Origin of the sequence: Mycobacterium sp. WMMD1722 (genome assembly GCF_049315205.1) — a bacterium.
Taxonomy (GTDB): Bacteria; Actinomycetota; Actinomycetes; order Mycobacteriales; family Mycobacteriaceae; genus Mycobacterium.
This window is the reverse complement of the sequence record NZ_CP186056.1, coordinates 4,096,352-4,119,612: the sequence shown is the minus strand read 5'-3', so window position 1 is coordinate 4,119,612 and position 23,261 is coordinate 4,096,352. Positions and strand designations below refer to the sequence as shown.

Below are 23,261 nucleotides of genomic sequence, written 5' to 3'. Positions count from 1 at the left end.
GGCGTCAGACCGTCCGGCGTGGTTTCGATCACGTGCGGAAAGGGGAAAACTGAACCCATGAGCACCGATCCGTACGCTTCGCAGCCGGGTGGGCAGGACCCGTTGGATCCGCCGAATCCAGGCCCGCCGGTGCCGGGTGACTTCGAGGTCGCCGAGCGAACCCCGCCGGCGGTGAAGCAGGTGCATTTCACCCGCGCGGCAGCGCTGTGGTCGTCGGTGATCGCCGGATTCCTGATCCTGATCGTGCTGTTGATCTTCATCGCGCAGAACACCGAGACCGCGGTGCTGCACTTCTTCGGCTGGGAGTGGAGCCTGCCGCTGGGCGTGTCGATCCTGCTGGCCGCGGTCGGCGGCGGCCTGATCGCCGTGCTCGCCGGGGCGGCGCGGATCTTCCAGCTGCGCCGCGCGGCGAAGAAGAACTACAAGGCGGCCATGCGGTGAGGGTGCTCAGCCCTTGATCTGCTCCAGCCCCGCGGCGATCAACGGTCCGACCGCCTCGCCCACGTCGTCCTCGACGCCGGCCATCCTGGCGCGGAAGGCGATTCCCGCCGCGATGATCGCCAGCTTGAAATACGCCAACGCCATGTAGAACTCCCAATGCGCCAGATCCTGGCCGGACATCGTCGAATAGCGTTGCGCCATCTCGTCGCCGGTGGGCAGCAGCTCCGAGGTCCAGGCGGCGTCGGAGTGCACGTAGTTGAACATCGGATTGCGGTATACGCACATCAGCGCCGCATCGCTGAGCGGGTCGCCCAGCGTCGACATCTCCCAGTCCAGCACCGCGCGGACCGTCGTGGGGTCGGTCGCGTCGAGGATGGTGTTGTCGATGCGGTAGTCACCGTGCACGATCGACGCCCGGCTCTCGGCCGGCACCCGCTCGCCCAGGGCCGCGTGCAGCCGATGCACATCGGTGTCGCGCGGATCGTCGTCGAGCCGGACGTGCTGCCACTGCGACCCCCAGCGCCGCACCTGGCGTTCCAGGTAGCCGAGGGGCTTGCCGAAGTCGGCGAGGCCGACGGTCTGCGGATCGACAGCATGCAGATCGGCCAGCACCCGGATCAGCGCGTCAACGCAGCCGTCGAGAGTGGCGCGGTCGCCGAGGGCCGCGAGTTCGTCCGCCCGGCGGATCACGCGGCCGTCGACGTTCTCGACCATCTGGAACGGCGCGCCCAACACCGAATCGTCGTCGCGCACGGTGACCGCCCGGGCGACCGGGACCGCCGTGCCCGCGAGCGCGGCGACCACCCGGTATTCGCGGGCCATATCGTGCGCGGACGGGGTCAGCCCGTGCAGCGGCGGGCGCCGCAGCACCCACTTCGACGCATCGTCGAACACCAGGAAGGTCAGATTGGAGCGGCCGCCGGAGATCAGCTCCGCGCGCAGGTCACCGCTGCGAGCGATGCCCTCCTGGCGCAGATAACGGTCCAGCGCGCCGAGGTCGAGACCCTCGAGTGTCGAAGACGTCATCGGATCTGTCTACCACTGCCTACCACTGGTGATTTCGCGGCAGCAGATCCCAGACGTGCTCGGTCGCATTCACGCCGGCGACGAAGAACGCCTGCCGCGACGTCGACCACAGCAGCCGGGTGATGCCGGCGTAGTCGACCTGCACGCACAGCAGCCGCTCGGTCTGCAGCAGTGTGTGCACCACCGCGTTGATCACACCGCCATGGCTGAATACCGCGACGGTGTCCTCGCGGCCCGCGGTGCCGACGATGTCGTCGAGGCCGGCCCGTACGCGTGCGACGAATGCGCCCTCGTCGACGCCGCCCGGCAGCTGACCGGATGCCAGCCGCTCGAGGTCTTCCTTCGAGATCTGCTCGACCGGCGTGTAGTGCCCGAGGTCGCGGTCGTATTCGGCGAGGCGTTCGTCGACGTCGAGCGGCAGGCCGAGATGCTCGGCGACCGGCCGGCCGGTCTGCAGTGCACGCTTCTGCGGGCTGCTCACCAGTCGGGTGACCGGGAAGCGCGAGAGCGCGTCGGGCAGCCGCTTGGCCTGCTCGAAACCCTCTTCGGACAGATCGGGATCCGAACCCTGGCCCGGTTCACTGCGCAGCGGCAGCGCATGTCTGATCAGAAGCAATTGCACCGTGTAACCATAGGAGCCCATGGGCTACGCCGACGATCTGCACGACCTCACCGATCGGGTGGTGCTGGTGACCGGGGGCAGCCGGGGCCTGGGTCGGGAGATCGCGTTCGCCGCGGCGCGCTGCGGTGCCGACGTCGTGATCGCCAGCCGCGACCTGACCTCGTGTACTGCCACCGCCGACGAGATCTGCGCGGCCACCGGACGAACCGTGATGCCGTATCAGGTGCACGTCGGGCGGTGGGATCAGCTCGACGGTCTGGTGGACGCGGTCTATGCGCGATTCGGCAGGCTCGATGTGCTGGTGAACAACGCCGGGATGTCGCCGCTGTACGACTCGCTGTCGTCGGTGACGGAGAAGTTGTTCGACGCGGTGGTGAACCTGAACCTCAAGGGGCCGTTCCGGCTGTCGGCGCTGTGCGGGGAACGGATGGTGGCCGACGGGGGTGGCCGCATCGTCAACGTCAGCTCGAGCGGGTCGATCCGTCCCGATCAGTCCATGCTGCCCTACGCGGCGGCCAAGGCCGGCCTCAACGCCTTGACCGAGGGATTGGCCAAGGCGTTCGGCCCGACGGTGCGGGTGAACACGCTGATGGCCGGTCCGTTCCTCACCGACATCAGCAAGGCGTGGGATTTCTCCGGTATCGACGAGCCGTTCGGCCACCTGGCGCTGGGCCGGGCCGGTCAGCCACCCGAAATCGTCGGCGCGGCACTGTTCCTCATGTCCGACGCGTCGTCCTTCACGACGGGATCGATCCTGCGGGTGGACGGCGGCCAGCCCTAGGGCGTGACGATGTTGAAGCCGGGATCCGGGCGGTCGAGGACCCCCAGCAGCGCCGGCAGCGCGCTGTCGTCACCGGAGATCTCGACCCCCGGAGACGTGGTGTCCCCGGCCGCGAAAGCCAGCAGGCGCATCTTGTTCGCCAGGGTGACCGTCGCGGATGCGCTCGCCGCGTCGGCCGCGGTCTTGCGATAGACCAACACTCCGTTGCGCAGCGTCAGCCGGTAGTTCTCCCCGCTGTCGCCGAAGGTGACATCGGTGGCGATGTCGAGATCCCAGGCCCGCGGCCCGTTCACGCTGATCGCCAGGACGTCGAACATCTGCTCGGGAGTGAGTTGTGCGAGCATCGTCGGTGAATTCGCCTGGGTGGCGGTTCCGAAGTTCCCGTCGCGCAACTCCGCGGCGCCGGAGAGGAAGAAGTTGCGCCACACCGCGTTCTCGGCGCCGTAGGCGAGTTGTTCCAGCGTGTCCGCGTACAGCTCCCGACCCGCCGCGTGATGTTCGTCGGTGAACATCACATGATCGAGAAGTGTGGCAGCCCAACGCAGATCACCGCTGTCGAACGCCTGGCGCGCGAGGTCGACCACGCGGTCGACACCGCCGATCGCCTCGACGTAGCGCGGGGCCAGCGCCTCGGGCGGATGCTGCCAGAGCCGGCCCGGGTTGCCGTCGAACCAGCCCATGTAGCGCTGGTAGATCGCCTTGACGTTGTGGCTGACCGAGCCGTAGTAGCCGTGCGCATGCCACGCCTTCTCCAGCGCCGGCGGCATCTCGAAGTGCTCGGCGATCTCGATGCCGGTGCGGCCCTGGTTGAGCTGACGCAGCGTCTGATCGTGCAGGTAGGCGTACAGATCGCGTTGCAGTGACAGGTATTCCACGATCTGCTCCCGGCCCCAGGTCGGCCAGTGGTGTGACGCGAACACGACATCGGCCCGGTCGGAGAACCGGTCGATCGCCTCGGTCAGATAGCCGGCCCAGCCGTGCGGATCGCGCACCAGCGCACCGCGCAGCGTCAGCAGATTGTGCAGATTGTGGGTCGCGTTCTCCGCCATGCACAATGCCCGGTAGCGCGGGAAGTAGAAGTGCATCTCGGCCGGCGCTTCGGTGCCGGGCGCCATCTGGAACTCGATCTCGACGCCGTCGATGGTGTGGGTCTCCCCGGTCTCGCGGATGTCGAGCGTCGGCACGATCAGTGCCACCTCCCCCGTCGACGTCTGCTGGCCGAGGCCACAGCCGACCTGGCCCTGCGGACCGCGGTCCACGAGCGTGCCGTACATGTAGGTGGCGCGGCGGGTCATCGCGGTACCGGCGTAGATGTTCTCCTGCACGGCGTGCGCGACGAAACCGTCCGGCGCCAGAACGGCGATCCGCCCGGCATCGACGTCGGCCTGGCTGGCCACCCCGAGCACGCCGCCGAAGTGGTCCACGTGGCTGTGGGTGTAGATGACGGCGACGACGGGCCGCTCGCCACGATGCTGTCGGTAGAGCTCGAGTGCGGCGGCCGCGGTCTCGGTGCTGATCAGGGGGTCGATCACGATCACCCCGGTGTCGCCTTCGACGAAGGTGATGTTGGACAGGTCGAATCCGCGCACCTGGTAGATGCCCGCATCATCGTCTCCCGTCGCTCCGCTCGCCCTGACCACCTCGTAGAGCCCCTGTTTGGCGGCCAGCGTCGACTGCCGCCACAGGCTGGGGTGCACCGAGGTCGGGGCCGTGTCCGGTCCTGGGCCGTCGAGGAAGGCATACACGTCGTTGTCCCACACCACCCGGCCGTCGGCGGCCGTGACGACACAGGGCGCCAGCGCGGCCAGGAATCCGCGGTCCGCGTTGTCGAAATCCCTGGTGTCGGCGAAGGGAAGACGGGTCAACGCCTCGCGGTGTGCCGATTCGACAGTGGCGGTGGGCGGCTTCTGTTCCATGGTGGCGACCATGCCATCCCATCGGTTCCGATGGGGCGGAACGACACACCGTTCACCTCTGCGGCCGCTTCTCCCGCCACGCCCGCTCGAACGGCAGCCGCCACGCGTTGGGCGCGATCAGTTGGTGGATGGCGTTGGGGCCCCAGGTGCCCTGCTGGTAGTGCTTGACCGGCGGCGGATCCTCGAGCAGCGGAGCCGAGCGCTGCCACAGCGATTCGATGCCCTCGGCGGTGGTGAACAGGGTGTGGTCACCACGCATCGCGTCGAGGATCAGCCGCTCATAGGCTTCCAGGACGTCGCCGACCCGATCGGTCTCCTGGGTGGAGAACTGCATCGACAGCTTGTCCAGCTTCATGCCGGGCCCGGGCCGCTTGCCGTAGAACGACAACGACACCCTCGAGTTGTCGGCCAGATCGAAGGTCAGGTGGTCCGGCCCCTGGGAGCCGACCCCCGAGCCGGCCGGGAACATCGTCCGGGGCGCCTCCTTGAAGGCGATCGAGATGATGCGCTGCCCCTCGGCCATCTTCTTACCCGTCCGCAGGTAGACCGGCACACCGGCCCAGCGCCAGTTGTCGATGCCGACCTGCAGAGCGATGAACGTCTCGGTTTCCGAATCCCTTGCCACACCCTCGGTTTCGCGGTACCCCGCGTACTGACCGCGGATCACCTTCGAGGTGTCGATCGGCAGCATGGACCGGAAGACCTTGTTCTTCTCCTCGCTGATCGCCCGCGGCTCGAGTGCGGTCGGCGGTTCCATCACCACGAACGCCATCACCTGGAACAGATGGGTGACCACCATGTCCTTGAACGCGCCGGTGCTCTCGTAGAAATTGGCGCGCTGATCCAGCCCGAGCTGCTCGGGGATGTCGATCTGGATGTGGTCGATGAAATTGCGGTTCCAGATCGGCTCGAACAGACCGTTGGCGAACCGGAACGCCAGGATGTTCTGCGCCGCCTCCTTACCCAGGAAGTGATCGATGCGGAAGATCTGCGATTCGTCGAACGTCTGGTGGACGAAGGCGTTGAGTTCCACCGCACTGGCGTAGTCGGTACCGAACGGCTTCTCCATCACCACTCGCGACCGGTCGACCAGATCGGCCTCCTCGAGCATGGTGATGACGGCCTTGGCCGCCTTGGGCGGTACCGACAGATAGTGCAGCCGCCGCACATCGGCGCCCAGCGCACTCTCGGCCTCGCGCACCGCCTCGGCCAGCGCCTGCGGGCCGGCGCTCTGCGGCACGTAGCAGATGCGCTCGGCGAAATCGGCCCACTGCTCGTCGGTCGGTTTATGGCTGCCGAAATCGTCGACGGCTTCGCGGGTCAGCGCACGGAATTCGTCGTGGGTGAGGTCCTCCAACGAGGTGCCGACCACCCGGATCGCCGGTGCCAATTCCGACTGCACCAGATAGGCCATCCCGGGCAGCAGTTTGCGTTTCGCCAGATCACCGGTGGCGCCGAACAATACGATCACATGTGGATCGACGTGTTCGGTGTCGCGGTGGTGGGGATGCGCTCCCGGCGCCGGATAAGCGATGGTCTGCGGGTTGGTGTCGGCCACCGTATCGATGATGTCACTCCCCCGGCATCGGCGCAGCCGATGTCGCCGGTTGTTCATCGAGCCAGCGCTGTGCACGGCGCTTGGAGGCCTGGGCCAGCCAGGCGTCCTGGATCAGCTCGGTCAGCTCGTTCACACCGATGGCACCAATCCTGCTGGCGCGCAACAGAACCGAAGGATGATCGAGGAAGCGGTCAGTGGTGAAGAACACCCCTCGGGGGTCCTGCAGAAGCGCGAGTTTGTCCTCTTCGGAGCCCACCCAGATCATGATCACGTCGGCATAGCGCTCACCGGAATCCGGATCGGTGGCGTCCGGTTGCGGGGTGCGGAAATAGACGAAGGATTTCCCGCCGACCTGGTAGATCGCGTTGCCCTTCGGGCCTTCGATGCGGGTGGTGTGCGGCATCGCCGCGGCGATCGCGTGGACGTCGGCCGCCCGCGCGGGCCGTTCAGCCACGGCACGGCACCCGGTGCAGCTCGACGTCGGTGAGCACACCGTCGGCGACGGTGGCCGTCATGTACGTGCAATGTGGCTGACGTCGCCGATCGGTCGGCGAGCCGGGGTTGAGCAGCCGCAGGCCGGTGGTGGCCGTGGTGTCCCACGGGATGTGGCTGTGGCCGAACACCAGCACGTCGGTATCGGGATAGCGCTTGGCCATCCGCGCGTCCCGGCCGCCGGACGGGCCGGTCTCGTGCACGACGGTGAACCGCACACCCTCGAGCGTCACGTCCGCCCGTTCGGGCAGCCGCCCGCGCAGCTCCTCGCCGTCGTTGTTGCCCCAGCACGCGACCAACCGCCGGCTGCGCCGCTGGAGTTCGTCGAGCAACGGCGGTTCGACCCAGTCCCCGGCGTGGATGACGACATCGGCCCGCTCGACCTCGTCCCACACCTGCGCCGGCAGATCGCGCGCCCGCTTGGGCAGGTGGGTGTCGGCGATCAGCAGCAGCCGCATCACTGCGCCAGCAGCTCGGCCATCTTCGGCATCACCGCCTGCAGCGCCTTGAACGGCCGCAGCATGACCTTGAACTCGGTGATCAACCCATCGTCGTCCCAGGTGATCATGTCGATGCCGTTGACGTGGATGCCGTCGAGGTTGGCCACGAACTCCAGCACCGCGGAGCACCCGCCGTACCACTGGTTGACGTAGCGGAAGTCGGGTCCGCCGAGCACCTTCGCCGCGGCGCGCAGATACTTCGCCGTCGTCTCGCGGCCTTCCTGCGGCGTGAACACCGCCGGCGAGTAGAACACCGCATCCGGCGCGAGCAGCTCGGCTACATCTGGTCCGGAGTCCGCCCCGGCGTCGCCCTCGATGAACTGGTGCCAGCGCTGGATCACCGGTGGGGTGGTCATGCCGTCAAAGATTACGCGTCGTTTGACCAGGGACCGCGAGGGTAACCCCGCGCCCATGACCTCTCGCCGCTTCACCCGTTACGTCGCCGCCGCGCTGTTCGCCGCGGGGTCGGCCGTGGCCGGGGTGACCAGCCCCACCGCCTCGGCGCAACCCGCTCCCTGCGCCGACGTCGAGGTGGTGTTCGCCCGCGGGACCGGAGAGGCTCCGGGCGTCGGCGGGGTCGGACAGAGCTTCGTCGACGCGCTGCGCGCGCAGGCCGGCCCGCGAACGGTCAACGTCTATGCGGTCAACTATCCGGCCGCCGACAATTTCAGCCAGCGCCTGGACTTTGCGCGCACGGTGATCGACGGCATCCGCGACGCCGGTACCCACATCCAGAACACCGCCACGGCGTGCCCGGACACCGACATCGTCCTCGGCGGGTTCTCCCAGGGCGCGATCGTCGCCGCATTCACCACCTCGGCGTCGGTCCCGGACGCGGTGCCCGCCGATTATCGCTCGTTCATCCCCCAGCCGCTGGCGCCCGAGATCGCCGATCACGTCGCGGCCGTCACGCTCTTCGGGCTGCCGTCGCAGGCGTTCCTGGACACCTACGATGCGCCGGCTCCGGTGATCGGGCCTGCCTTCGAGGCCAAGACCATCCGGCTGTGCGCCGACGGCGACACGATCTGCAACGGAGCACCCGGCGGACAGCCGAGCATCGCGCATGCGCTGTACGGGGTGAACGGGATGACCCAGCAGGGCGCGGCGTTCGCGGTCGAGCGGCTGAAGCCGTAGAGAGCCCTGACCGGGGGGGGTGACGATCGAGCGCGCCCGAAGGGATTCGAACCCCTAACCTTCTGATCCGTAGTCAGATGCTCTATCCGTTGAGCTACGGGCGCCGTGCGTGTTCAGTTGTTCGTGACCGACGAATCAGCCGCGGCGGAGGCGAGAGGATTTGAACCTCCGGTCCCCTGTAAGGGGGACAACTCATTAGCAGTGAGTCCCATTCGGCCGCTCTGGCACGCCTCCCGACGAATTACCGCCGATCCGAAAGAGTACACATGGGCCAGCGGTGGAAGCAAAGCAGGAATCGGGCCGCGTCGGCGCGCGCTCTATCCTGGTCACCGTGACTGCCCGCCTGCGCCCCGAGCTGGCCGACATCCCGGCCTACACGCCCGGCCGGACGGTGCCCGGCGCGATCAAGATCGCCAGCAACGAGACCGTGCACGGCCCGCTACCCAGCGTGCGGGCCGCCATCGACCGCGCGGTCGACTCCATCAACCGCTACCCGGACAACGGTTACCTCGAACTGCGCGAGCACCTCGCCAAACACCTCGACGACGGGGCCTTCACCCCCGAGCACATCTCGGTCGGCTGCGGGTCGGTCAGCCTGTGCCAGCAGCTGGTGCAGATCACCAGTTCGGTCGGCGACGAGGTGATGTTCGCCTGGCGCAGCTTCGAGATCTACCCGCTGCAGGTGCGCACCGCCGGCGCCGACCCGGTGCAGATCCCGCTGCGCGACCATACCCACGACCTCGACGCCATGCTCGCCGCGATCACCGACCGCACCCGGTTGATCTTCGTGTGCAATCCGAACAACCCGACCAGCACGGTGGTCGACCCACAGGAACTCGCCCGCTTCGTCGCCGCGGTCCCCCCGCACATCATGGTCGCCATCGACGAGGCCTACGTCGAGTACATCCGGGACGGCCTGCTGCCCGACAGCTTCGGCCTGGTCCGCAAGCACCCCAATGTCGTTGTGCTGCGCACTTTCTCGAAGGCATACGGGTTGGCCGGGATGCGGGTCGGATACGCCGTCGCCGATCCGGAGATCGTCACCGCGCTGGGCAAGGTCTACGTGCCGTTCAGCGCGACCAGCGTCTCGCAGGCCGCCGCGATCGCCTCGCTGGACGCCGCCGACGAACTGCTCGCCCGCACCGACGAGGTCGTCGAGGAACGCACCCGTGTCTGTGCCGCCCTGCGCACCGCGGGCTTCACCCTGCCGCCCTCGCAGGCCAACTTCATCTGGCTGCCGCTGGCCGAGCGCACCCGCGACTTCGTCGAGAAGGCCGCGCAGAGCCGGTTGGTCGTGCGGCCCTACGGTGAGGACGGCGTCCGGGTCACCGTCGCCGCCGAACACGAGAACGACGCCTTCATCGAATTCGCCACCGCATGGATCGGAGCATCGTGACCGCCACCAGAACCGCCCGTCAGACGTTCGACGACCTCAAAGGCCGCACCGACACCCTGTCCGACGCCGAACTCGACGCCTTGTGGGCCACGCTGGAGCCGGTTGGCATCGACTTCATGCTCGGTGAATGGAAGGGCGGTGAATTCCAGACCGGCCACCGGGCCAACGGCTTCATGCAGCGGCTGAACTGGTTCGGCAAGACCTTCGTCTCGGCCGCCGACGCGAAACCGCTGGTGTGCCTCGACGCCGACGGCAACCACTTCTCCAACACCGAGGCGATGAAGGGCGAAGCCAGCCTCTGGTTGGAGGAGTTCCGCGGCGAGGTGACCGCGTCGATGGTCTACGACGGCGCGCCGGTGCACGACCACTTCAAGAAGATCGACGACGACGCCGTCCTGGGCATCATGAACGGCAAGGGGGCCCTGGACTTCAGTTCGGGCACCGGCCGGCACCTGTACTTCTACCTCGAACGGGTCTAGCAGTCCGTCCGGCGGCCGGTGAAGGCCAGCAGTCGGTGCAGCGGTGATGCGGCGTCGTCGGCCAGCTCGACCGGATCGTCGAACCCGACCGCCGCCCGGCCCGCTGGGGTGATGTTCTTCTCCGCGAGCGCCAGGACGTACTCGGCCAGCGAATCAGGCGCGGGCAGCTCGAGATCCATCGCCCGGGCGTAATCCCATCCGTGCACCAGGAATTCGATCGACAGGATGCCCGCGACGACCTTCGCCGGCATCTCGCGGTCACCCACGGTGACGGTGCCCTCCAGTCCGCGGCGGTGCCAGGCATCCAGCGCCGGCCGCGCGGCCAGGATGATCTGGCGTTCCACGGTGTCCTCCCGGTCCCGTTCGGGCAGCTCGGCGCCGGCGAGCCCGCCCAGCCCGGTGATCGAGTCCAGCAGGTGATCGGTCAGCCCGGCGATGTCGTATTCGCTGCAGGGCGTGCGCCTGTCGAGATCACTTCGGGCGATGCCTTTGACCACCCTGTGCAACACCCCGAGACTGAGTTCGGCACTGCGCAGTTCGTCGGTCGGCGGTGATTCGGGGCCCTGCGGCAGGTCGCTACGCATGTTGCCCACGTTACGTCGCGGCTGGCCTATCGTTGCGCAGATGGGTATGCGGGGGATACGACGCGCGGCGGCAGGCGCGCTGCTGCTGGCGGCGATTCTGGTCAGCGGATGTACCCGGACCACGACCGGCACCCTGGCGCAGACCACCGAACCCGGTCCGCCGCTTCTGAACGCCCAGTCGATGACCTGCGCCGAGTACACCGAGCTCGACGAGCAGTCGCAGCTGACCGTCGTTTCCGAACTCGTCGGCACACAGCGCAATCCGCTCGGGTCGCGCGGAGTCGCGGTCGCCAAGACGCTCGCCGACGCCATCTGCGAATACGTGCCGGCGGCCCGGCTAAGCGAGATCCTGCTCGGCCGCTAGCCTCTGCACCCATGGGCGACACCTACGAATCCGTCACCGTCGACATCGCCGACCACGTCGCGCGGGTCACGCTCATCGGCCCCGGCAAGGGCAACGCCATGGGTCCCGCGTTCTGGGCCGAACTACCCGAGGTGTTCCGCGGCCTCGATGCCGACCCCGACGTGCGGGCCATCGTGCTGACCGGGTCAGGACGCAATTTCAGCTACGGCCTGGACCTGGCGGCGATGGGTGACACGCTGGCCCCGATGCTCGCCGAGGGTGCGCTCGCCCGACCGCGCGCGGAATTCCACGCCCGGCTGCGGCGGATGCAGGATTCCATCACCGCGGTCGCCGACTGCCGCACGCCGGTGATCGCCTCGGTGCACGGCTGGTGCATCGGCGGGGGCGTCGACCTGATCAGCGCCGTCGACATCCGCTACGCCAGCGCGGACGCCAAGTTCTCGGTGCGCGAGGTGAAGCTGGCCATCGTGGCCGACGTCGGCAGCCTGGCCCGGTTGCCGTTGATCCTCTCCGACGGGCACCTGCGTGAACTGGCCCTGACCGGCAAGGACATCGACGCCGCGCGCGCCGAAAAGTACGGCCTGGTCAACGAGGTGTACGAGGACGCTGACGCGGCCCTGTCGGCGGCGCACGCCGCCGCCGCCGAGATCGCGGCCAACCCGCCGCTGGTGGTGCAGGGCATCAAGGATGTGCTCGACGAGCAGCGCACGGCGCAGGTGGCGGCCAGCCTGCGCTACGTCGCCGCGTGGAACTCCGCGTTCCTGCCGTCGAAGGACCTCTCCGAGGGCATCACCGCGATGTTCGCCAAGCGCCCGCCGGAGTTCACCGGCGAGTAGTCCGGACGGGGTCTGGCAACCCGCTGTATCTTCGCTGTTTGAACACACCCGCGGCGGGTTACGATCGCCCCGGTGCCACTGGCACGGTCAGGTTCGGTCGGGGAACGGACACCAGGGTGAAATCAGAATCGGCGTGATGCGCCAGGGCGGCCTCGCCGTGCTCCGGCGCTGGTGGACCCGACCCGACCACTTCGAGTGGCTCTGCGGGTATCTCAGTGCGCGGGGGCTGGCGGCTGCCACCCGCCGATCCGTGGCCATGGTCGTGGTGGCGCTGGCCGGGATGCCGATCGGACTGCTGCCCCGCCGGGATTCCGTGGCGGCCATCGTGCTCACGATCAGCGCGGTGATCGTCGGACTCGGCTACGCGATCGTATGGCTGCGGGACTGGCCGACCCGTCGGCAATCGTTGCTGATGATCACCTCGGGTGGTCTGGTCGCGGTGTCCACGATCCTGGCCGCGGAACCGTTGAGCGCCCTGATCAGCTGCAGTGGCCTGGTGATCCTCTGCGGATATCTGGCCTTCTTCCACAGTGCCCGCGACGTCGCGTGCGGTATGGCCGTCGCCCTCGCGGTCAGTGCCGTCTGCGCATACCGCGTCGCCGACGAGTTGCCGGGATCCTCGGTCGCCGTCACGGGATTCTGGGTGGCCGCCGAGATCATCGTCGTGGCGCCGATCGCGATCGAAGCGGTGGTGCGCACCCTCGGCGCCGACGTGGTGCGTTCGGACCGCGACGCGCTGACTGGTGTGCTGAACCGGCGCGCGTTCTACGAGCGCGCATCGCGCAAGCTGACGAGCCCGCCCGTGCCCGGGTTGCGGCTGATCGTCGTCATGCTCGATCTCGACCACTTCAAGCCGTTCAACGACACCCACGGCCACCTCGCCGGCGACCAACTGCTCACCGCGGTCGGCTGGGCGCTGCGTCGCGCCAACAGCGGCACCGCCATCATCGGCCGCGTCGGCGGCGACGAGTTCGTCGTCGTGGACTGCCTGCCGCCGGACCGGGCCGATGCGCTGCCCCCGTCGATCTGCGCGGCCATCGCAGCGCTGCCCCACGGGGCCACGACCAGTGTCGGCGCAGCCGTCGTACCCTTTGCCGACATCGACGACCCGATGCGGACCATCGGCGACCTGATCCGCCTCGCCGACACCGCGATGTACCAGGCCAAGCGGGGCGGCGGCAATCTGGCCAAGGTGGCCGTCCCCCACACCGGGCGCCGCTGACGGTCGACGATGTCGTTGCTCGATCGGTACCCGGGTTGTCGCCTCCGGCCGCGGCGGTGTGGTAGGACGGGCGGATACGGCTCGATCACCGGGCCCGGGAGCAGGAGTGCTCGGTGCAGAACTTGATCGCGGCGGTGAACGCGTCGATCGATCCGGCCGCGCTGATCCGCCGAATCGCCGAACAGATGCTGCTGCTGACCCCCAAGGCCGACGGTGCCGCGGTGAGCATCCTGACCTCGCACGACGAGTTCCTCGTCGTATCGGCACACGGACTCGTCGAATCGCTGCTGGGGTTGACGCTTCGCCGCGAGAGCACCTACATGAATCGGGCGATCACCACCGGACGCCCCCAATACAGTCCCGAGACCTCGGAGGATCCGCTGCTCACCGAGCAGATCCGTGACATCGGCGTCCGGCTGGGCATCCACTCGCTGGTGGTCATCCCGCTCTCGCACCGCGGCGAGGCGATCGGTGCGCTGTCGATGACCGCGGCCGCTGCGCACCGCTTCACCGAGCGCGACATCGCGGCGATGGAGGCCGTCGGGCGCTTCGTATCAGGGCTGATCGGATCGCACACCGAACTGTCCGCCCAGCTCGACGATTTCCTCAACGATCCCCACATCGACGAGGACGATTCCGCCCCGGCGAAATTCCTCGCCTCCATGCTCCTGCCCGAGATGGCCCGCGACGAGGAGATGCACCACCAACTCGATGCCCTGCTCGCCCGGCCGTCGGCCCTCACGGCGGTCGTCCAGCCGATCGTCGATCTCGGGACCGGCACCGTGGTCGGATGGGAAGGTCTGAGCCGCTTCCCCGACAATCGCGACCTCACCCCGCAGCACTGGTTCGAGATCGCGCGGCGCATCGGTCGCAGCCTTCCCCTGGAGCTGGCGGCGATCGAACGCGTGTTGGCGGCGTCGACCGCACTGCCCGGTGAGCACTTCGTCGCCGTCAACGTCAGCCCGGTGACCGCGATGGATCCCGAAGTCCAGTCCACACTGCTCAGGGCGCAGCGTCCGCTCGTGGTCGAGATCACCGAACACGAGCCTTTTCCCGACACCCTCGCCGAAGCGCTGGTCCCGCTGCGCGAACACGGCATCCGACTGGCCATCGACGACGCCGGGGCCGGGTTCGCCAGCTTCGAGCAACTGCTGCGGTTGCGGCCCGACATCATCAAGATCGACGGCGCTCTGACCGGCGGTATCGAAAACGATCCCGTCCGGCGCGCGCTGGCCTCGGCCATCGTGGCGCTGGCCGAGGAGATGAAGGCGACCACGGTCGCCGAGGCCGTCGAGAACCCCCGCCAGATGGCGGCGCTGCGTCGACTCGGCGTCCACCTCGGGCAGGGATACCTCTTCGGCAGGCCGGCAGCGGCGCCGGTGCGCGGTGGCGGAGGGATTTGAACCCCCGGACGGTGTTAGCCGTCTCTCGCTTTCAAGGCGAGTGCATTAGGCCGCTCTGCCACGCCACCGCGCAACAGCGTACGGGCTCTATGCGCGCGCGGCCCTGGCGGGCGTGGCACCGCGCAGTCCTACGCTGATGCGCCGGCAGTTCTCGCCCATCGCCGAGATCTGGGGCCGCGACAGCCGTCCCAGGAAGTGGGCACGCACCGCGTCGCCATAGGTCACCATCGCCCCGCGCACCGCTGCCCGGCCCTCCTCGGTGATCGAGGCGAGCACCCCGCGGCCGTCCTCCGGGCTGGCGCCGCGGCGCACCAGACCCTGCGTCTCCAGACGACGGATCTGGCGGGTCACCCGACTCGGCAACGACATCAGTTCCTCGGCCAGATCCCCCATCCGGGCCGAATCGGTCGGCGACTTGTCCAGCACGTCGAGCAACCGCACGTCGTTGAGCGACAGTTGGTGCCCATCGACCAGCGACTTGTTCAGCGTGGCATGCAATCGCAGGGCGGCGTCGAGAAAGTTTTGCCACGACCGCTGCTCTGCAATGTCGAGGCCCGGCATATCGCTTGCCGTGCGCCCCCCGATCATCCCCTCCATCGGCTCATCGTAAAACACCGATCCGGCGCCGGAAAGGCAGCGCCCCGGCGAGTAGGGTGACCAGGGTGCATGCCATCGTGGCGGCTTCACCCGACCGCCTGACCTGGACAGATGTCCCAGAAATGCCGCTGCGGCCCGGCGAGGTGAGCATCGCGGTGACCGCCGCGGGCATCAACCGCGCCGACCTGATGCAGGCCGCCGGCAAGTATCCCCCACCTCCCGGTGCGAGCGAGACCATGGGACTCGAGGTGTCCGGCCACATCGCGGCACTGGGCGACGGGGTGACGAACTGGTCGGTCGGCCAGCCGGTATGCGCTTTGCTGGCCGGCGGCGGCTACGCGGAGTACGTCTCGGTTCCCGCCGGTCAGGTGATGCCGGTCCCGGACGGAGTCGAACTGGCGCACGCGGCCGCGCTGCCCGAAGTGGCCTGCACCGTCTGGTCGAACGTGGTCATGACCGCCGGCCTGCAACCCGGCCACACGCTGCTGGTGCACGGCGGGGCCAGCGGCATCGGCACCCACGCCATCCAGGTGGCCCGTGCGCTGGGCTGCCGCGTCGCGGTGACCGCGGGGTCGACGCACAAACTCGACCTGTGCCGTGAACTCGGCGCCGAACCGGCCATCGACTACCACGACGAGGACTTCGTCGAATGCGTCCGCCGCGAGACCGACGGCGCCGGAGCCGACGTCATCCTCGACATCATCGGGGCGGCCTACCTCGACCGCAACATCGATGCGCTGGCCGTCGACGGCCGCCTGGTCATCATCGGCATGCAGGGCGGCGCCAAAGCCGAACTCAACATCGGCAAGCTGCTCGCCAAACGCGCCGGCGTGATCGCCACGGCGCTGCGGGCCCGCCCGGTGACCGGGCCGGGCAGCAAGACCGAGATCGTCGCCGAGGTGGTCGGCAACGTGTGGCCGATGGTCGCCGACGGCCGGGTGCGACCCATCATCGGTGCGGAGTATCCGATCGCCGAGGCGCACGCCGCGCACGAACTGCTCGACTCCGGCGAGGTGTCGGGGAAGGTGCTCCTGCGGGTCCGGGACTAACCCAGCGACGCCAGCGCCCGCACCAGCTGGTCGACCTCGGCGGTGGTGCTGTAATGCGCGAGCCCGACCGTCACCGCGCCGCCGATGTCGTTGACGCCGATGACGTCCAGCACCCGGGAATTGGCGTTGGCGATCGCCAGTACGCCGTTGTCGGCGAGCCGCTGCACCACGATGTCGGCGGACACATCGCGCACGGCGAAGCTGAGCACCGGTATGCGCACCTCCGGCTCACCGATCAGCATGACCCGCGGCAGCGACCGCAGCGACATGACCAGGTAGTCGAACAGCCGACTCATGTACGACGTCGCCGACTGCATGGACGACGACAGCCGCTCGCGCCGTGTGCCGGTCGCCGATTCATCCAGTCCGGCCAGGTATTCGATGCTGGCCACCACACCGCCGAGCAGACCGAACTGGTGGACACCCACCTCCAGTCGCGCCGGGCCGGTGGCGAACGGATCCAGCGAGACCGACCCGAGCGAATCGATGGTCGCCGGATCGCGAAACACCAGCGCGCCAATGGGCGGACCGCCCCAGGCGACGGCATTGAGCGCGACCACGTCGGCGTCGATCTCCTCCAGGTCGATCAGCCGGTACGGTGCCGCGGCGGAATGGTCGACCACCACCAGTCCGCCGACGTCGTGCACCAGCTTGGTGACCGCCCGCAGATCGGTGACGGTGCCCAGCGTCGAGGAAGCCGAGGCGATCGCCACCAGCCGGGTGGGACCGGTGATCAGTCCCTCCCACTGCCAGGCCGGCAGCTCACCGGTCTCGATGTCGACCTCGGCCCATTTGATCTTCGCGCCGAACCGGTTGGCCGCGCGCAGCCAGGGCGCGATGTTGGCCTCGTCGTCGAGGCGGGTGACGACCACCTCGTACCCCAGCCCGACCCGTGCTGACGCGGCGTCGGCGAGGGCGGCCAGCAGCAGCGCGCGGTCGGCGCCGAGCACCACCCCGCCCGGATCGGCGTTGACCAGATCGCCGACGGCCTGGCGCGCTGCGGCCAGCACGGCCGCGCTGCGGTGCGACGCCGGATGCGGACCACCGACGGTCGGCATGGAGCCGCGGAACGCCGTGGAGACCGTCGTTGCGACCGAGTCGGGCAGCAACATCCCGTTCTGCGCGTCGAAGTGCACCCAGCCGTCGCCCAGCGAAGGGTGCAACCCACGCACCCGGGCGACGTCGTATGCCATTCCAGCCACCTTAGATCGTTCGTTATTCACAGAATGCGACACGATTACGGCGAGCGCCCGACCGTGCGCATCGAACAGCGATGCCGAACCCGGATCGGGTCACCTGGGCAGCCATACTAGTCCAGCGTGCAGCGGCCACCGAGAGCCGTGCGATCGGGCGATGCGGCTAGTGTCGCTATTCGAACCGGTCCGGCCACGACTGTCACCGGTAAGACGGCCACAACAGGGAATGCTGAGCCAATGACGCTGAACAACGACGACGACAACATCGAGATCATCGGTGGCGGACCCGACGCGGCCGACGACATGGGCGACGGATCCGACGGCAAATCGCTGACCGACCTGGTCGAGCAGCCCGCCAAGGTGATGCGCATCGGCACCATGATCAAGCAGTTGCTGGAGGAGGTGCGCGCCGCACCGCTCGACGACGCCAGCCGCAACAAGCTGCGCGACATCCACCGCACCAGCATCCAGGAACTCGAAGAGGGTCTGGCCCCCGAACTGCGCGACGAGCTGAACCGGCTGACCCTGCCGTTCAGCGAGTACGGCACCCCGTCGGACGCCGAACTGCGGATCGCCCAGGCCCAGCTGGTCGGGTGGCTCGAGGGGCTGTTCCACGGCATCCAGACCGCGCTGTTCGCCCAGCAGATGGCGGCGCGCGCCCAGCTCGAGCAGATGCGCCAGGGCGCGTTGCCGCCCGGTCTGACCGGCCCCGGGCAGCGCGGCGGGCCGTCGCACCCCGGCACCGGCCAGTACCTGTAGGTCGCCGGTGTCCGTACCGCACATCCAGACGCGCGACGCGTGGGTCGAGTTCCCGATCTTCGACGCCAAGACCCGCTCCCTGAAGAAGGCTTTCCTCGGCAAGGCCGGCGGCGCCATCGGGCGCAACGCGTCCAACGTCGTGGTCATCGAAGCGCTGCGCGACATCACGATGTCGCTCGAACTCGGCGACCGGGTCGGCCTGGTGGGACACAACGGGGCGGGCAAGTCGACGCTGCTGCGGCTGCTGTCGGGCATCTACGAGCCGACCCGCGGATCGGCGACGGTGACCGGACGGGTGGCGCCGGTCTTCGACCTCGGTGTGGGCATGGACCCGGAGATCTCCGGATTCGAGAACATCATCATCCGCGGCCTTTTCCTCGGTCAGACGCGCAAGCAGATGCTGGCAAAGGTCGACGAAATCGCGGAGTTCACCGAACTCGGCGAGTATCTGTCGATGCCGCTGCGCACCTATTCGACCGGCATGCGGGTGCGGCTGGCGATGGGCGTCGTCACCAGCATCGACCCGGAGATCCTGCTGCTCGACGAGGGCATCGGTGCCGTGGACGCCGAATTCCTGAAGAAGGCGCAGACCCGGCTGCAGAAGCTGGTCGAGCGGTCGGGAATCCTGGTGTTCGCCAGCCACTCCAACGAATTCCTGGCCCGGCTGTGCAAGACCGCGATGTGGATCGACCACGGCACCATCCGAATGAGCGGCGGTATCGAAGAGGTGGTGCGGGCCTACGAGGGTGAGGACGCCGCGCGCCATGTCCGCGAGGTGCTGGACGAGCACCGGGCGGACTGGCCGGCGACGAGCGGCGATCGATGAGCGACACCGTCGGTGATGAGCGCTTGCGCGAAGAGCGGACAGTCGGCGATGAGCGCTTGCGCGAAGAGCAAACAGTCATCGCGGTGGTGGTGACACACCGTCGCCCCGACTCGCTGGCGCAATCCCTACGTGCCATCTGCGCCCAGACCCGCCCGCCCGACAAGTTGATCGTGGTGGACAACGACTGCGACTCCGCGGTGCGCGACCTGGTGGCCGGGCAACCGGTGCCCAACAGCTATCTCGGCTCGCACCGCAACCTCGGTGGCGCAGGCGGTTTCGCGCTCGGCATCCTGCACGCCCTGGCCGAGGGTGCGGACTGGATCTGGCTGGCCGACGACGACGGCAGGCCGCTGGACCCGTCGGTGCTGCCGACGCTGCTGGACTGCGCCGCACGCCACCACCTGGCGGAGGTGTCGCCGATGGTGTGCGATATCGACGATCCCACCCGGCTGGCCTTCCCACTGCGCCGCGGGTTGGTGTGGCGTCGGCGGGTGACGGAGTTGGGGTCGGGCGATCTGCTGCCCGGCATCGCATCGCTGTTCAACGGCGCGCTGTTCCGGGCGTCGACGATCGAGGCCGTCGGGGTGCCCGATCTGCGGTTGTTCGTCCGCGGCGACGAGGTGGAACTGCACCGGCGACTGGTGCGTTCCGGCCTGCCGTTCGGGACGTGCCTCGACGCCACCTACGTCCACCCTTGTGGCACAGACGAATTCAAACCGATTCTCGGCGGGCGGATGCACACCCAATACCCCGACGACGCGACCAAGCGGTTCTACACCTATCGCAACCGCGGATATCTGCTGTCCCAGCCGGGTCTGCGCAAACTGCTGCCGCAGGAGTGGGTGCGGTTCGGCTGGTATTTCCTGGTCTCGCGGCGGGATCCGGCGGGTCTGCGGGAGTGGTTCCGGCTGCGCCGGTTGGGTAGGCGAGAAAGGTTTTCGCGATGACGATCGTTGACGCCGCCGCACAGTCGAAGACGATGGCCCGCGCGTGGGGAGATCTGGCCTCCGGATTCGGCAAACGGGAACTGTGGCTGCACCTGGGCTGGCAGGACATCAAACAGCGCTACCGCCGCTCGGTGCTGGGGCCGTTCTGGATCACCATCGCCACCGGTGCAACCGCGGTCGCGATGGGCCTGTTGTACTCCAAACTGTTCAAACTCGAACTGGCCGAACATCTTCCGTATGTGACGATGGGTCTGATCGTCTGGAATTTGATCAACGCGGCGATCATCGAGGGCGCCGACGTGTTCGTGGCCAACGAGGGTCTGATCAAACAGCTCCCGACACCGCTGTCGGTACACGTCTACCGGTTGGTGTGGCGGCAGATCATCCTGTTCGGGCACAACATGATCATCTTCGTGGTCATCGCGATCATCTTCCCCAAACAGTGGCACTGGACCGATCTGGCGGTGATCCCGGCACTGGCGCTGATCGTGCTGAACTGCGTGTGGGTCTCGCTGTGCTTCGGGATCCTGGCCACCCGCTACCGCGATATCAGCCCGCTGCTGTTCTCGCTGGTGCAGCTGCTGTTCTTCATGACGCCGATCATCTGGAACGAGGCGACGCTGCAACAGCAGGGGGCGGGCTCCTACGCCAAGATCGTCGAGCTGAACCCGCTGCTGCACTATCTGGACATCGTGCGCGCCCCGCTGCTCGGCGCCGATCAGGAACTGCGGCACTGGCTGGTGGTCATCGTGCTGACGATCATCGGCTGGATCCTCGCGGCGTTCGCCATGCGCCAGTACCGCGCGCGGGTGCCCTACTGGGTGTGAGGAGTTCCCCGGTGCGGGCAGTCATCCCCAGGGGCTGATTCATCCACAGGCGACGACGACGCCGCTTACGGTCCGGCCGCAGCGCCGGAGAATCGAATATGTGTTCGAGAACTTGAGTGCGGTCGGTCTCCTAGATGCGATGCGCGACGCCCAGCGCGACGAGCGAGTGGCGGCGGCGCGGCGGCTGTTCGCCATCGGACGGTTCTGCCTGCAGCGGCTGAAAGAACTCGGCGACACACACGGGAACTGGTGCGTCGACGACTGGGAGGCCGTAGCCGCGGAGGTGGGCGCCGAGTTGAGCCGCAGCCGGCGGTGGGCGTCGTCGCAGATGCACCACGGCGTGACGCTGATCGAGCGGCTGCCGAAGCTCGGCGCAGTATTCGCCGCGGGCGAGGTCGACCCGCGCATCATCGACATCGCGATCACCCGCACCTGCCTGATCGTGCACCCGGCGGTGCTGGCGACGATCGACGACAGGCTGGCCCGACAGGCGCCGCGGTGGAATCGGCTCTCCTACAGAAAAATCGTCGAGCGCGTCGACTGGATGGTCATCGAAGTCGATCCGGAGGCCGTGCGGGTCGCGAAGAAGGCGGACGACGACCGCCACATCGAGATCGAGCCCGGGCAGAACGGGACGTCCGAGATCTACGGCACCCTGCGGGCGGCGACCGCCGCGGCGTTCGACCGGCGACTCGACGAACTGGCGGCGACCGTGTGCCCCGACGACCCGCGCACCCAGCGGCAGCGCCGCCACGACGCCGTCGACGCGTTGACCGCGGGCGGCACCGCACTGGCGTGCGCGTGCGGGAGTGCGGACTGCCCCGCCGACTCGACCGGGGTGGCGGCGAGCCGGGTGGTGATCCACGTGATCGCCGAGGCCGCGACGGTGCAGGGCCATAGCGACGCGCCCGCGCTGCTGCCCGGTCATGGGGCGCTCCCCGCCGAAGCGGTGCGCGGCCTGGCCGCGACGGCAACGGTACGGCCGTTACGTCCGCCGAAACGCGAAGACGGATACCGACCGTCGGCGGCGCTTGCGGATTTCGTCCGGTGTCGCGATCTCACCTGCCGCTTCCCCGGCTGCGATGTGCCCGTATGGCGGGGCGACCTAGACCACACGGCGGCCTACCCGGCCGGCCCCACGCAGGCGTCCAACCTCAAGGCGTACTGCCGGACCCACCATCTCCTCAAGACCTTCTACACCGGGCCTGGCGGGTGGGGTGAGATCCAGCTGCCCGACGGCACGGTGCTGTGGACATCACCCACCGGGCGGCGCTATGCGACGACCCCGGAAGGCTCCTTCTTCTTCCCGCAACTGGCAGTACCGGCCGATGAGGCGGCTCCGCCGCCCGACGGACCGCCCCGCCCGGCGCGCGGACGGTCGATGCCCACCCGCGCGCGGACCCGGGCCGAGGACCGCGCGTACCGGATCGCCCGGGAGCGCAACCTCAACCGTGCCCGATATGCCGCCAATCCGCCGCCGTTCTAGGTGTTCGCGGGTAGCGTCGCGACCATGAAGCGCGGCATCGTCGCCGGATCGGCCGTGGTGCTGATGGCCGGCGGGCTGAGTATCGCCGGGGCGCTCGCCACCGCGCCGACGGCCGGTGCGGGCTGTCTCTACGGCGGCGACGTGATCAGCAAGTGCGACGGGCCGGTGCAGCCCGATGGCACCTGGCAGCGGTGTGCGGGCGTCACCCAGTACGTCCCGTCCGGCTTCGGCTCGCACCTGGTACCGGTGAAGATCTGTGACCTCCTGGGTCCGGGCCGGCAGCCGGCGGATGCGCGACTGGCGAATCCGCCGGCGTACATCAACTGAGCTGGTCGCCCGGTACTCAGTGCCGCGGAAGTGCTTGCGGCGCGGCCAGATTGATCCGGTTCCAGGCGTTGATGGTCACCGCCATCGCGATCACCTGGGCCAGTTCGCGCTCGGTGAAGACGGCCGCGGCGCGCGCATACACCTCGTCGGACACCGACCCGCGGGTGGCCACCTCGGTGACCGCCTCGGCGATCGCCAGCGCCGCCTGCTCCCGCTCGGTGAACAGATCGCCGGCCTCCTCCCAGGCAGCCACGAGCGCCAGGCGCCGCTCGCTTTCGCCGAGCTTGCGGGCGTCACGGGTGTGCATGTCCAGGCAGAAGGCGCAGCGGTTGATCTGCGAGGCGCGGATCTTGACGAGTTCACCGAGGGACGGCTCGACGTCTTTGGCCGAGGCGCTCGACAACGTCATCATCGCCTCGTAGAGCTCGGGTGCGGCCTTGATCATCGAGAGGCGGGGGTTCTTGGTCAGTGTGGTTGTCATGCCATGAACGCT

At 68.4% G+C, this 23,261-nt stretch carries 27 protein-coding genes and 3 tRNA genes; 16 read left to right on the top strand and 14 right to left on the bottom strand.

The features are described from left to right. The first annotated feature begins 57 nt into the window (after positions 1 to 57). Positions 58 to 441, top strand: a complete 384-nt coding sequence (locus ACN27E_RS19725) for a LapA family protein (RefSeq protein WP_422743996.1) — start codon at positions 58 to 60, stop codon at positions 439 to 441. A gap of 6 nt (positions 442 to 447) precedes the next feature. Here ACN27E_RS19725 and ACN27E_RS19720 read toward each other — a convergent pair whose 3' ends face one another. Both ACN27E_RS19720 and ACN27E_RS19715 read right to left on the bottom strand, forming a co-directional pair. Then, the gene (locus ACN27E_RS19720) at positions 448 to 1,467 is read right to left on the bottom strand and encodes a phosphotransferase family protein (protein ID WP_422743994.1); all 1,020 of its coding nucleotides are present in this window, start codon (positions 1,465 to 1,467) and stop codon (positions 448 to 450) included. Positions 1,468 to 1,486: 19 nt separating this feature from the next. After that, positions 1,487 to 2,089 carry a histidine phosphatase family protein gene (locus ACN27E_RS19715; protein WP_422743992.1) on the bottom strand — a complete coding sequence of 201 codons (603 nt, stop codon included), beginning with the start codon at positions 2,087 to 2,089 and terminating at the stop codon, positions 1,487 to 1,489. Between the two features lie 19 nt (positions 2,090 to 2,108). Here ACN27E_RS19715 and ACN27E_RS19710 point away from each other — a divergent pair, with 19 nt between their 5' ends. Next, the gene (locus tag ACN27E_RS19710) at positions 2,109 to 2,870 is read left to right on the top strand and encodes an SDR family NAD(P)-dependent oxidoreductase (protein ID WP_422743991.1); all 762 of its coding nucleotides are present in this window, start codon (positions 2,109 to 2,111) and stop codon (positions 2,868 to 2,870) included. On the opposite strand, the gene ACN27E_RS19705 is transcribed toward ACN27E_RS19710, so the two are convergent. The 5 genes from ACN27E_RS19705 to ACN27E_RS19685 are packed head-to-tail and all read right to left on the bottom strand — an operon-like array spanning position 2,867 to position 7,692. Further along, positions 2,867 to 4,786 carry an alkyl/aryl-sulfatase gene (locus tag ACN27E_RS19705; protein WP_422743989.1) on the bottom strand — a complete coding sequence of 640 codons (1,920 nt, stop codon included), beginning with the start codon at positions 4,784 to 4,786 and terminating at the stop codon, positions 2,867 to 2,869. The two genes, ACN27E_RS19710 and ACN27E_RS19705, sit on opposite strands and share 4 nt — an antisense overlap. A 52-nt stretch (positions 4,787 to 4,838) precedes the next feature. Continuing rightward, complete coding sequence (zwf, locus tag ACN27E_RS19700) at positions 4,839 to 6,344, bottom strand: glucose-6-phosphate dehydrogenase (protein WP_422743988.1); 1,506 nt, start codon at positions 6,342 to 6,344, stop codon at positions 4,839 to 4,841. Between the two features lie 13 nt (positions 6,345 to 6,357). Beyond that, positions 6,358 to 6,798, bottom strand: coding sequence for a hypothetical protein (locus tag ACN27E_RS19695; RefSeq protein WP_422743987.1), 441 nt, complete (start codon positions 6,796 to 6,798; stop codon positions 6,358 to 6,360). Beyond that, positions 6,791 to 7,294: a metallophosphoesterase family protein gene (locus tag ACN27E_RS19690; protein WP_422743985.1), complete on the bottom strand. Its 504-nt coding sequence runs from the start codon at positions 7,292 to 7,294 to the stop codon at positions 6,791 to 6,793. Before ACN27E_RS19690 ends, ACN27E_RS19695 begins: the two co-directional genes overlap by 8 nt. Then, the gene (locus ACN27E_RS19685; protein WP_422743984.1) at positions 7,294 to 7,692 is read right to left on the bottom strand and encodes a nuclear transport factor 2 family protein; all 399 of its coding nucleotides are present in this window, start codon (positions 7,690 to 7,692) and stop codon (positions 7,294 to 7,296) included. Before ACN27E_RS19685 ends, ACN27E_RS19690 begins: the two co-directional genes overlap by 1 nt. Positions 7,693 to 7,747: 55 nt before the next feature. On the opposite strand from ACN27E_RS19685, the gene ACN27E_RS19680 reads away from it, so the two are divergent. Beyond that, positions 7,748 to 8,470, top strand: a complete 723-nt coding sequence (locus tag ACN27E_RS19680) for a cutinase family protein (protein WP_422743983.1) — start codon at positions 7,748 to 7,750, stop codon at positions 8,468 to 8,470. Positions 8,471 to 8,501: 31 nt separating this feature from the next. Here the strand turns inward: ACN27E_RS19680 and ACN27E_RS19675 are convergent. Further along, positions 8,502 to 8,574 (bottom strand) — tRNA-Arg (locus tag ACN27E_RS19675). A 41-nt stretch (positions 8,575 to 8,615) separates the two neighbouring features. Next, positions 8,616 to 8,704 (bottom strand) — tRNA-Ser (locus ACN27E_RS19670). Between the two features lie 97 nt (positions 8,705 to 8,801). Between ACN27E_RS19670 and hisC the strand changes: the two genes are divergently transcribed. Both hisC and ACN27E_RS19660 read left to right on the top strand, forming a co-directional pair. Next, positions 8,802 to 9,866: a histidinol-phosphate transaminase gene (gene hisC / locus ACN27E_RS19665; protein WP_422743981.1), complete on the top strand. Its 1,065-nt coding sequence runs from the start codon at positions 8,802 to 8,804 to the stop codon at positions 9,864 to 9,866. Then, a complete protein-coding gene (locus ACN27E_RS19660; protein WP_422743980.1) occupies positions 9,863 to 10,345 on the top strand; it encodes a DUF4334 domain-containing protein in 483 nt (160 codons plus the stop codon). Before hisC ends, ACN27E_RS19660 begins: the two co-directional genes overlap by 4 nt. Here ACN27E_RS19660 and ACN27E_RS19655 read toward each other — a convergent pair. Beyond that, on the bottom strand, positions 10,342 to 10,929 hold the full coding sequence (locus tag ACN27E_RS19655) for a TIGR03086 family metal-binding protein (RefSeq protein ID WP_422743978.1): 588 nt from the start codon (positions 10,927 to 10,929) through the stop codon (positions 10,342 to 10,344). The two genes, ACN27E_RS19660 and ACN27E_RS19655, sit on opposite strands and share 4 nt — an antisense overlap. A gap of 40 nt (positions 10,930 to 10,969) precedes the next feature. Here ACN27E_RS19655 and ACN27E_RS19650 point away from each other — a divergent pair, with 40 nt between their 5' ends. The 4 genes from ACN27E_RS19650 to ACN27E_RS19635 all read left to right on the top strand — a co-directional run bounded on the left by ACN27E_RS19650 (position 10,970) and on the right by ACN27E_RS19635 (position 14,754). Next, positions 10,970 to 11,293: a hypothetical protein gene (locus ACN27E_RS19650; RefSeq protein ID WP_422743977.1), complete on the top strand. Its 324-nt coding sequence runs from the start codon at positions 10,970 to 10,972 to the stop codon at positions 11,291 to 11,293. Between the two features lie 11 nt (positions 11,294 to 11,304). Further along, on the top strand, positions 11,305 to 12,129 hold the full coding sequence (locus ACN27E_RS19645; protein WP_422743975.1) for a crotonase/enoyl-CoA hydratase family protein: 825 nt from the start codon (positions 11,305 to 11,307) through the stop codon (positions 12,127 to 12,129). Positions 12,130 to 12,265: 136 nt separating this feature from the next. Further along, positions 12,266 to 13,351 (top strand): diguanylate cyclase domain-containing protein, encoded by a 1,086-nt coding sequence (locus ACN27E_RS19640; RefSeq protein ID WP_422743973.1) that lies wholly within the window; start codon positions 12,266 to 12,268, stop codon positions 13,349 to 13,351. A 113-nt stretch (positions 13,352 to 13,464) separates the two neighbouring features. Further along, positions 13,465 to 14,754, top strand: a complete 1,290-nt coding sequence (locus ACN27E_RS19635) for an EAL domain-containing protein (protein ID WP_422743971.1) — start codon at positions 13,465 to 13,467, stop codon at positions 14,752 to 14,754. Here ACN27E_RS19635 and ACN27E_RS19630 read toward each other — a convergent pair. Further along, positions 14,736 to 14,822, bottom strand: a tRNA-Ser gene (locus tag ACN27E_RS19630). The two genes, ACN27E_RS19635 and ACN27E_RS19630, sit on opposite strands and share 19 nt — an antisense overlap. A gap of 19 nt (positions 14,823 to 14,841) precedes the next feature. After that, complete coding sequence (locus ACN27E_RS19625; RefSeq protein WP_422743969.1) at positions 14,842 to 15,351, bottom strand: MarR family winged helix-turn-helix transcriptional regulator; 510 nt, start codon at positions 15,349 to 15,351, stop codon at positions 14,842 to 14,844. Positions 15,352 to 15,416: 65 nt separating this feature from the next. On the opposite strand from ACN27E_RS19625, the gene ACN27E_RS19620 reads away from it, so the two are divergent. Beyond that, positions 15,417 to 16,400 (top strand): NAD(P)H-quinone oxidoreductase, encoded by a 984-nt coding sequence (locus ACN27E_RS19620; protein WP_422743967.1) that lies wholly within the window; start codon positions 15,417 to 15,419, stop codon positions 16,398 to 16,400. Here ACN27E_RS19620 and ACN27E_RS19615 read toward each other — a convergent pair. After that, on the bottom strand, positions 16,397 to 17,593 hold the full coding sequence (locus ACN27E_RS19615) for a cysteine desulfurase-like protein (RefSeq protein WP_422743965.1): 1,197 nt from the start codon (positions 17,591 to 17,593) through the stop codon (positions 16,397 to 16,399). The genes ACN27E_RS19620 and ACN27E_RS19615 overlap by 4 nt on opposite strands. A gap of 240 nt (positions 17,594 to 17,833) precedes the next feature. On the opposite strand from ACN27E_RS19615, the gene ACN27E_RS19610 reads away from it, so the two are divergent. The 6 genes from ACN27E_RS19610 (at position 17,834) to ACN27E_RS19585 (ending at position 22,768) form a co-directional block, all read left to right on the top strand. Next, on the top strand, positions 17,834 to 18,355 hold the full coding sequence (locus ACN27E_RS19610) for a bacterial proteasome activator family protein (RefSeq protein WP_422743964.1): 522 nt from the start codon (positions 17,834 to 17,836) through the stop codon (positions 18,353 to 18,355). Between the two features lie 7 nt (positions 18,356 to 18,362). Further along, a complete protein-coding gene (locus ACN27E_RS19605) occupies positions 18,363 to 19,181 on the top strand; it encodes an ABC transporter ATP-binding protein (protein ID WP_422743962.1) in 819 nt (272 codons plus the stop codon). Next, positions 19,178 to 20,128, top strand: a complete 951-nt coding sequence (locus tag ACN27E_RS19600; RefSeq protein ID WP_422743960.1) for a glycosyltransferase — start codon at positions 19,178 to 19,180, stop codon at positions 20,126 to 20,128. The genes ACN27E_RS19605 and ACN27E_RS19600 overlap by 4 nt, the downstream gene beginning before the upstream one ends. After that, positions 20,125 to 20,955, top strand: a complete 831-nt coding sequence (locus tag ACN27E_RS19595) for an ABC transporter permease (protein ID WP_422743958.1) — start codon at positions 20,125 to 20,127, stop codon at positions 20,953 to 20,955. Before ACN27E_RS19600 ends, ACN27E_RS19595 begins: the two co-directional genes overlap by 4 nt. Before the next feature lie 139 nt (positions 20,956 to 21,094). Next, positions 21,095 to 22,441 carry a 13E12 repeat family protein gene (locus tag ACN27E_RS19590; protein WP_422743956.1) on the top strand — a complete coding sequence of 449 codons (1,347 nt, stop codon included), beginning with the start codon at positions 21,095 to 21,097 and terminating at the stop codon, positions 22,439 to 22,441. A gap of 24 nt (positions 22,442 to 22,465) precedes the next feature. After that, complete coding sequence (locus tag ACN27E_RS19585; RefSeq protein WP_422743955.1) at positions 22,466 to 22,768, top strand: CDGP domain-containing protein; 303 nt, start codon at positions 22,466 to 22,468, stop codon at positions 22,766 to 22,768. Between the two features lie 16 nt (positions 22,769 to 22,784). On the opposite strand, the gene ACN27E_RS19580 is transcribed toward ACN27E_RS19585, so the two are convergent. Further along, positions 22,785 to 23,249: a carboxymuconolactone decarboxylase family protein gene (locus ACN27E_RS19580; RefSeq protein WP_422743953.1), complete on the bottom strand. Its 465-nt coding sequence runs from the start codon at positions 23,247 to 23,249 to the stop codon at positions 22,785 to 22,787. Between the last annotated feature and the right edge of the window lie 12 nt (positions 23,250 to 23,261).

Bases quoted from the DNA above. Each gene is read 5' to 3' on its own strand.
- ACN27E_RS19725 (WP_422743996.1), top strand. From the start codon at position 58: ATGAGCACCGATCCGTACGCTTCGCAGCCGGGTGGGCAGGACCCGTTG.
- ACN27E_RS19720 (WP_422743994.1), bottom strand. From the start codon at position 1,467: ATGACGTCTTCGACACTCGAGGGTCTCGACCTCGGCGCGCTGGACCGT.
- ACN27E_RS19710 (WP_422743991.1), top strand. From the start codon at position 2,109: ATGGGCTACGCCGACGATCTGCACGACCTCACCGATCGGGTGGTGCTG.
- ACN27E_RS19705 (WP_422743989.1), bottom strand. From the start codon at position 4,786: ATGGAACAGAAGCCGCCCACCGCCACTGTCGAATCGGCACACCGCGAG.
- ACN27E_RS19690 (WP_422743985.1), bottom strand. From the start codon at position 7,294: ATGCGGCTGCTGCTGATCGCCGACACCCACCTGCCCAAGCGGGCGCGC.
- ACN27E_RS19685 (WP_422743984.1), bottom strand. From the start codon at position 7,692: ATGACCACCCCACCGGTGATCCAGCGCTGGCACCAGTTCATCGAGGGC.
- ACN27E_RS19680 (WP_422743983.1), top strand. From the start codon at position 7,748: ATGACCTCTCGCCGCTTCACCCGTTACGTCGCCGCCGCGCTGTTCGCC.
- ACN27E_RS19655 (WP_422743978.1), bottom strand. From the start codon at position 10,929: ATGCGTAGCGACCTGCCGCAGGGCCCCGAATCACCGCCGACCGACGAA.
- ACN27E_RS19650 (WP_422743977.1), top strand. From the start codon at position 10,970: ATGGGTATGCGGGGGATACGACGCGCGGCGGCAGGCGCGCTGCTGCTG.
- ACN27E_RS19645 (WP_422743975.1), top strand. From the start codon at position 11,305: ATGGGCGACACCTACGAATCCGTCACCGTCGACATCGCCGACCACGTC.
- ACN27E_RS19640 (WP_422743973.1), top strand. From the start codon at position 12,266: ATGCGCCAGGGCGGCCTCGCCGTGCTCCGGCGCTGGTGGACCCGACCC.
- ACN27E_RS19625 (WP_422743969.1), bottom strand. From the start codon at position 15,351: ATGGAGGGGATGATCGGGGGGCGCACGGCAAGCGATATGCCGGGCCTC.
- ACN27E_RS19615 (WP_422743965.1), bottom strand. From the start codon at position 17,593: ATGGCATACGACGTCGCCCGGGTGCGTGGGTTGCACCCTTCGCTGGGC.
- ACN27E_RS19610 (WP_422743964.1), top strand. From the start codon at position 17,834: ATGACGCTGAACAACGACGACGACAACATCGAGATCATCGGTGGCGGA.
- ACN27E_RS19600 (WP_422743960.1), top strand. From the start codon at position 19,178: ATGAGCGACACCGTCGGTGATGAGCGCTTGCGCGAAGAGCGGACAGTC.
- ACN27E_RS19595 (WP_422743958.1), top strand. From the start codon at position 20,125: ATGACGATCGTTGACGCCGCCGCACAGTCGAAGACGATGGCCCGCGCG.
- ACN27E_RS19590 (WP_422743956.1), top strand. From the start codon at position 21,095: ATGCGCGACGCCCAGCGCGACGAGCGAGTGGCGGCGGCGCGGCGGCTG.
- ACN27E_RS19585 (WP_422743955.1), top strand. From the start codon at position 22,466: ATGAAGCGCGGCATCGTCGCCGGATCGGCCGTGGTGCTGATGGCCGGC.
- ACN27E_RS19580 (WP_422743953.1), bottom strand. From the start codon at position 23,249: ATGACAACCACACTGACCAAGAACCCCCGCCTCTCGATGATCAAGGCC.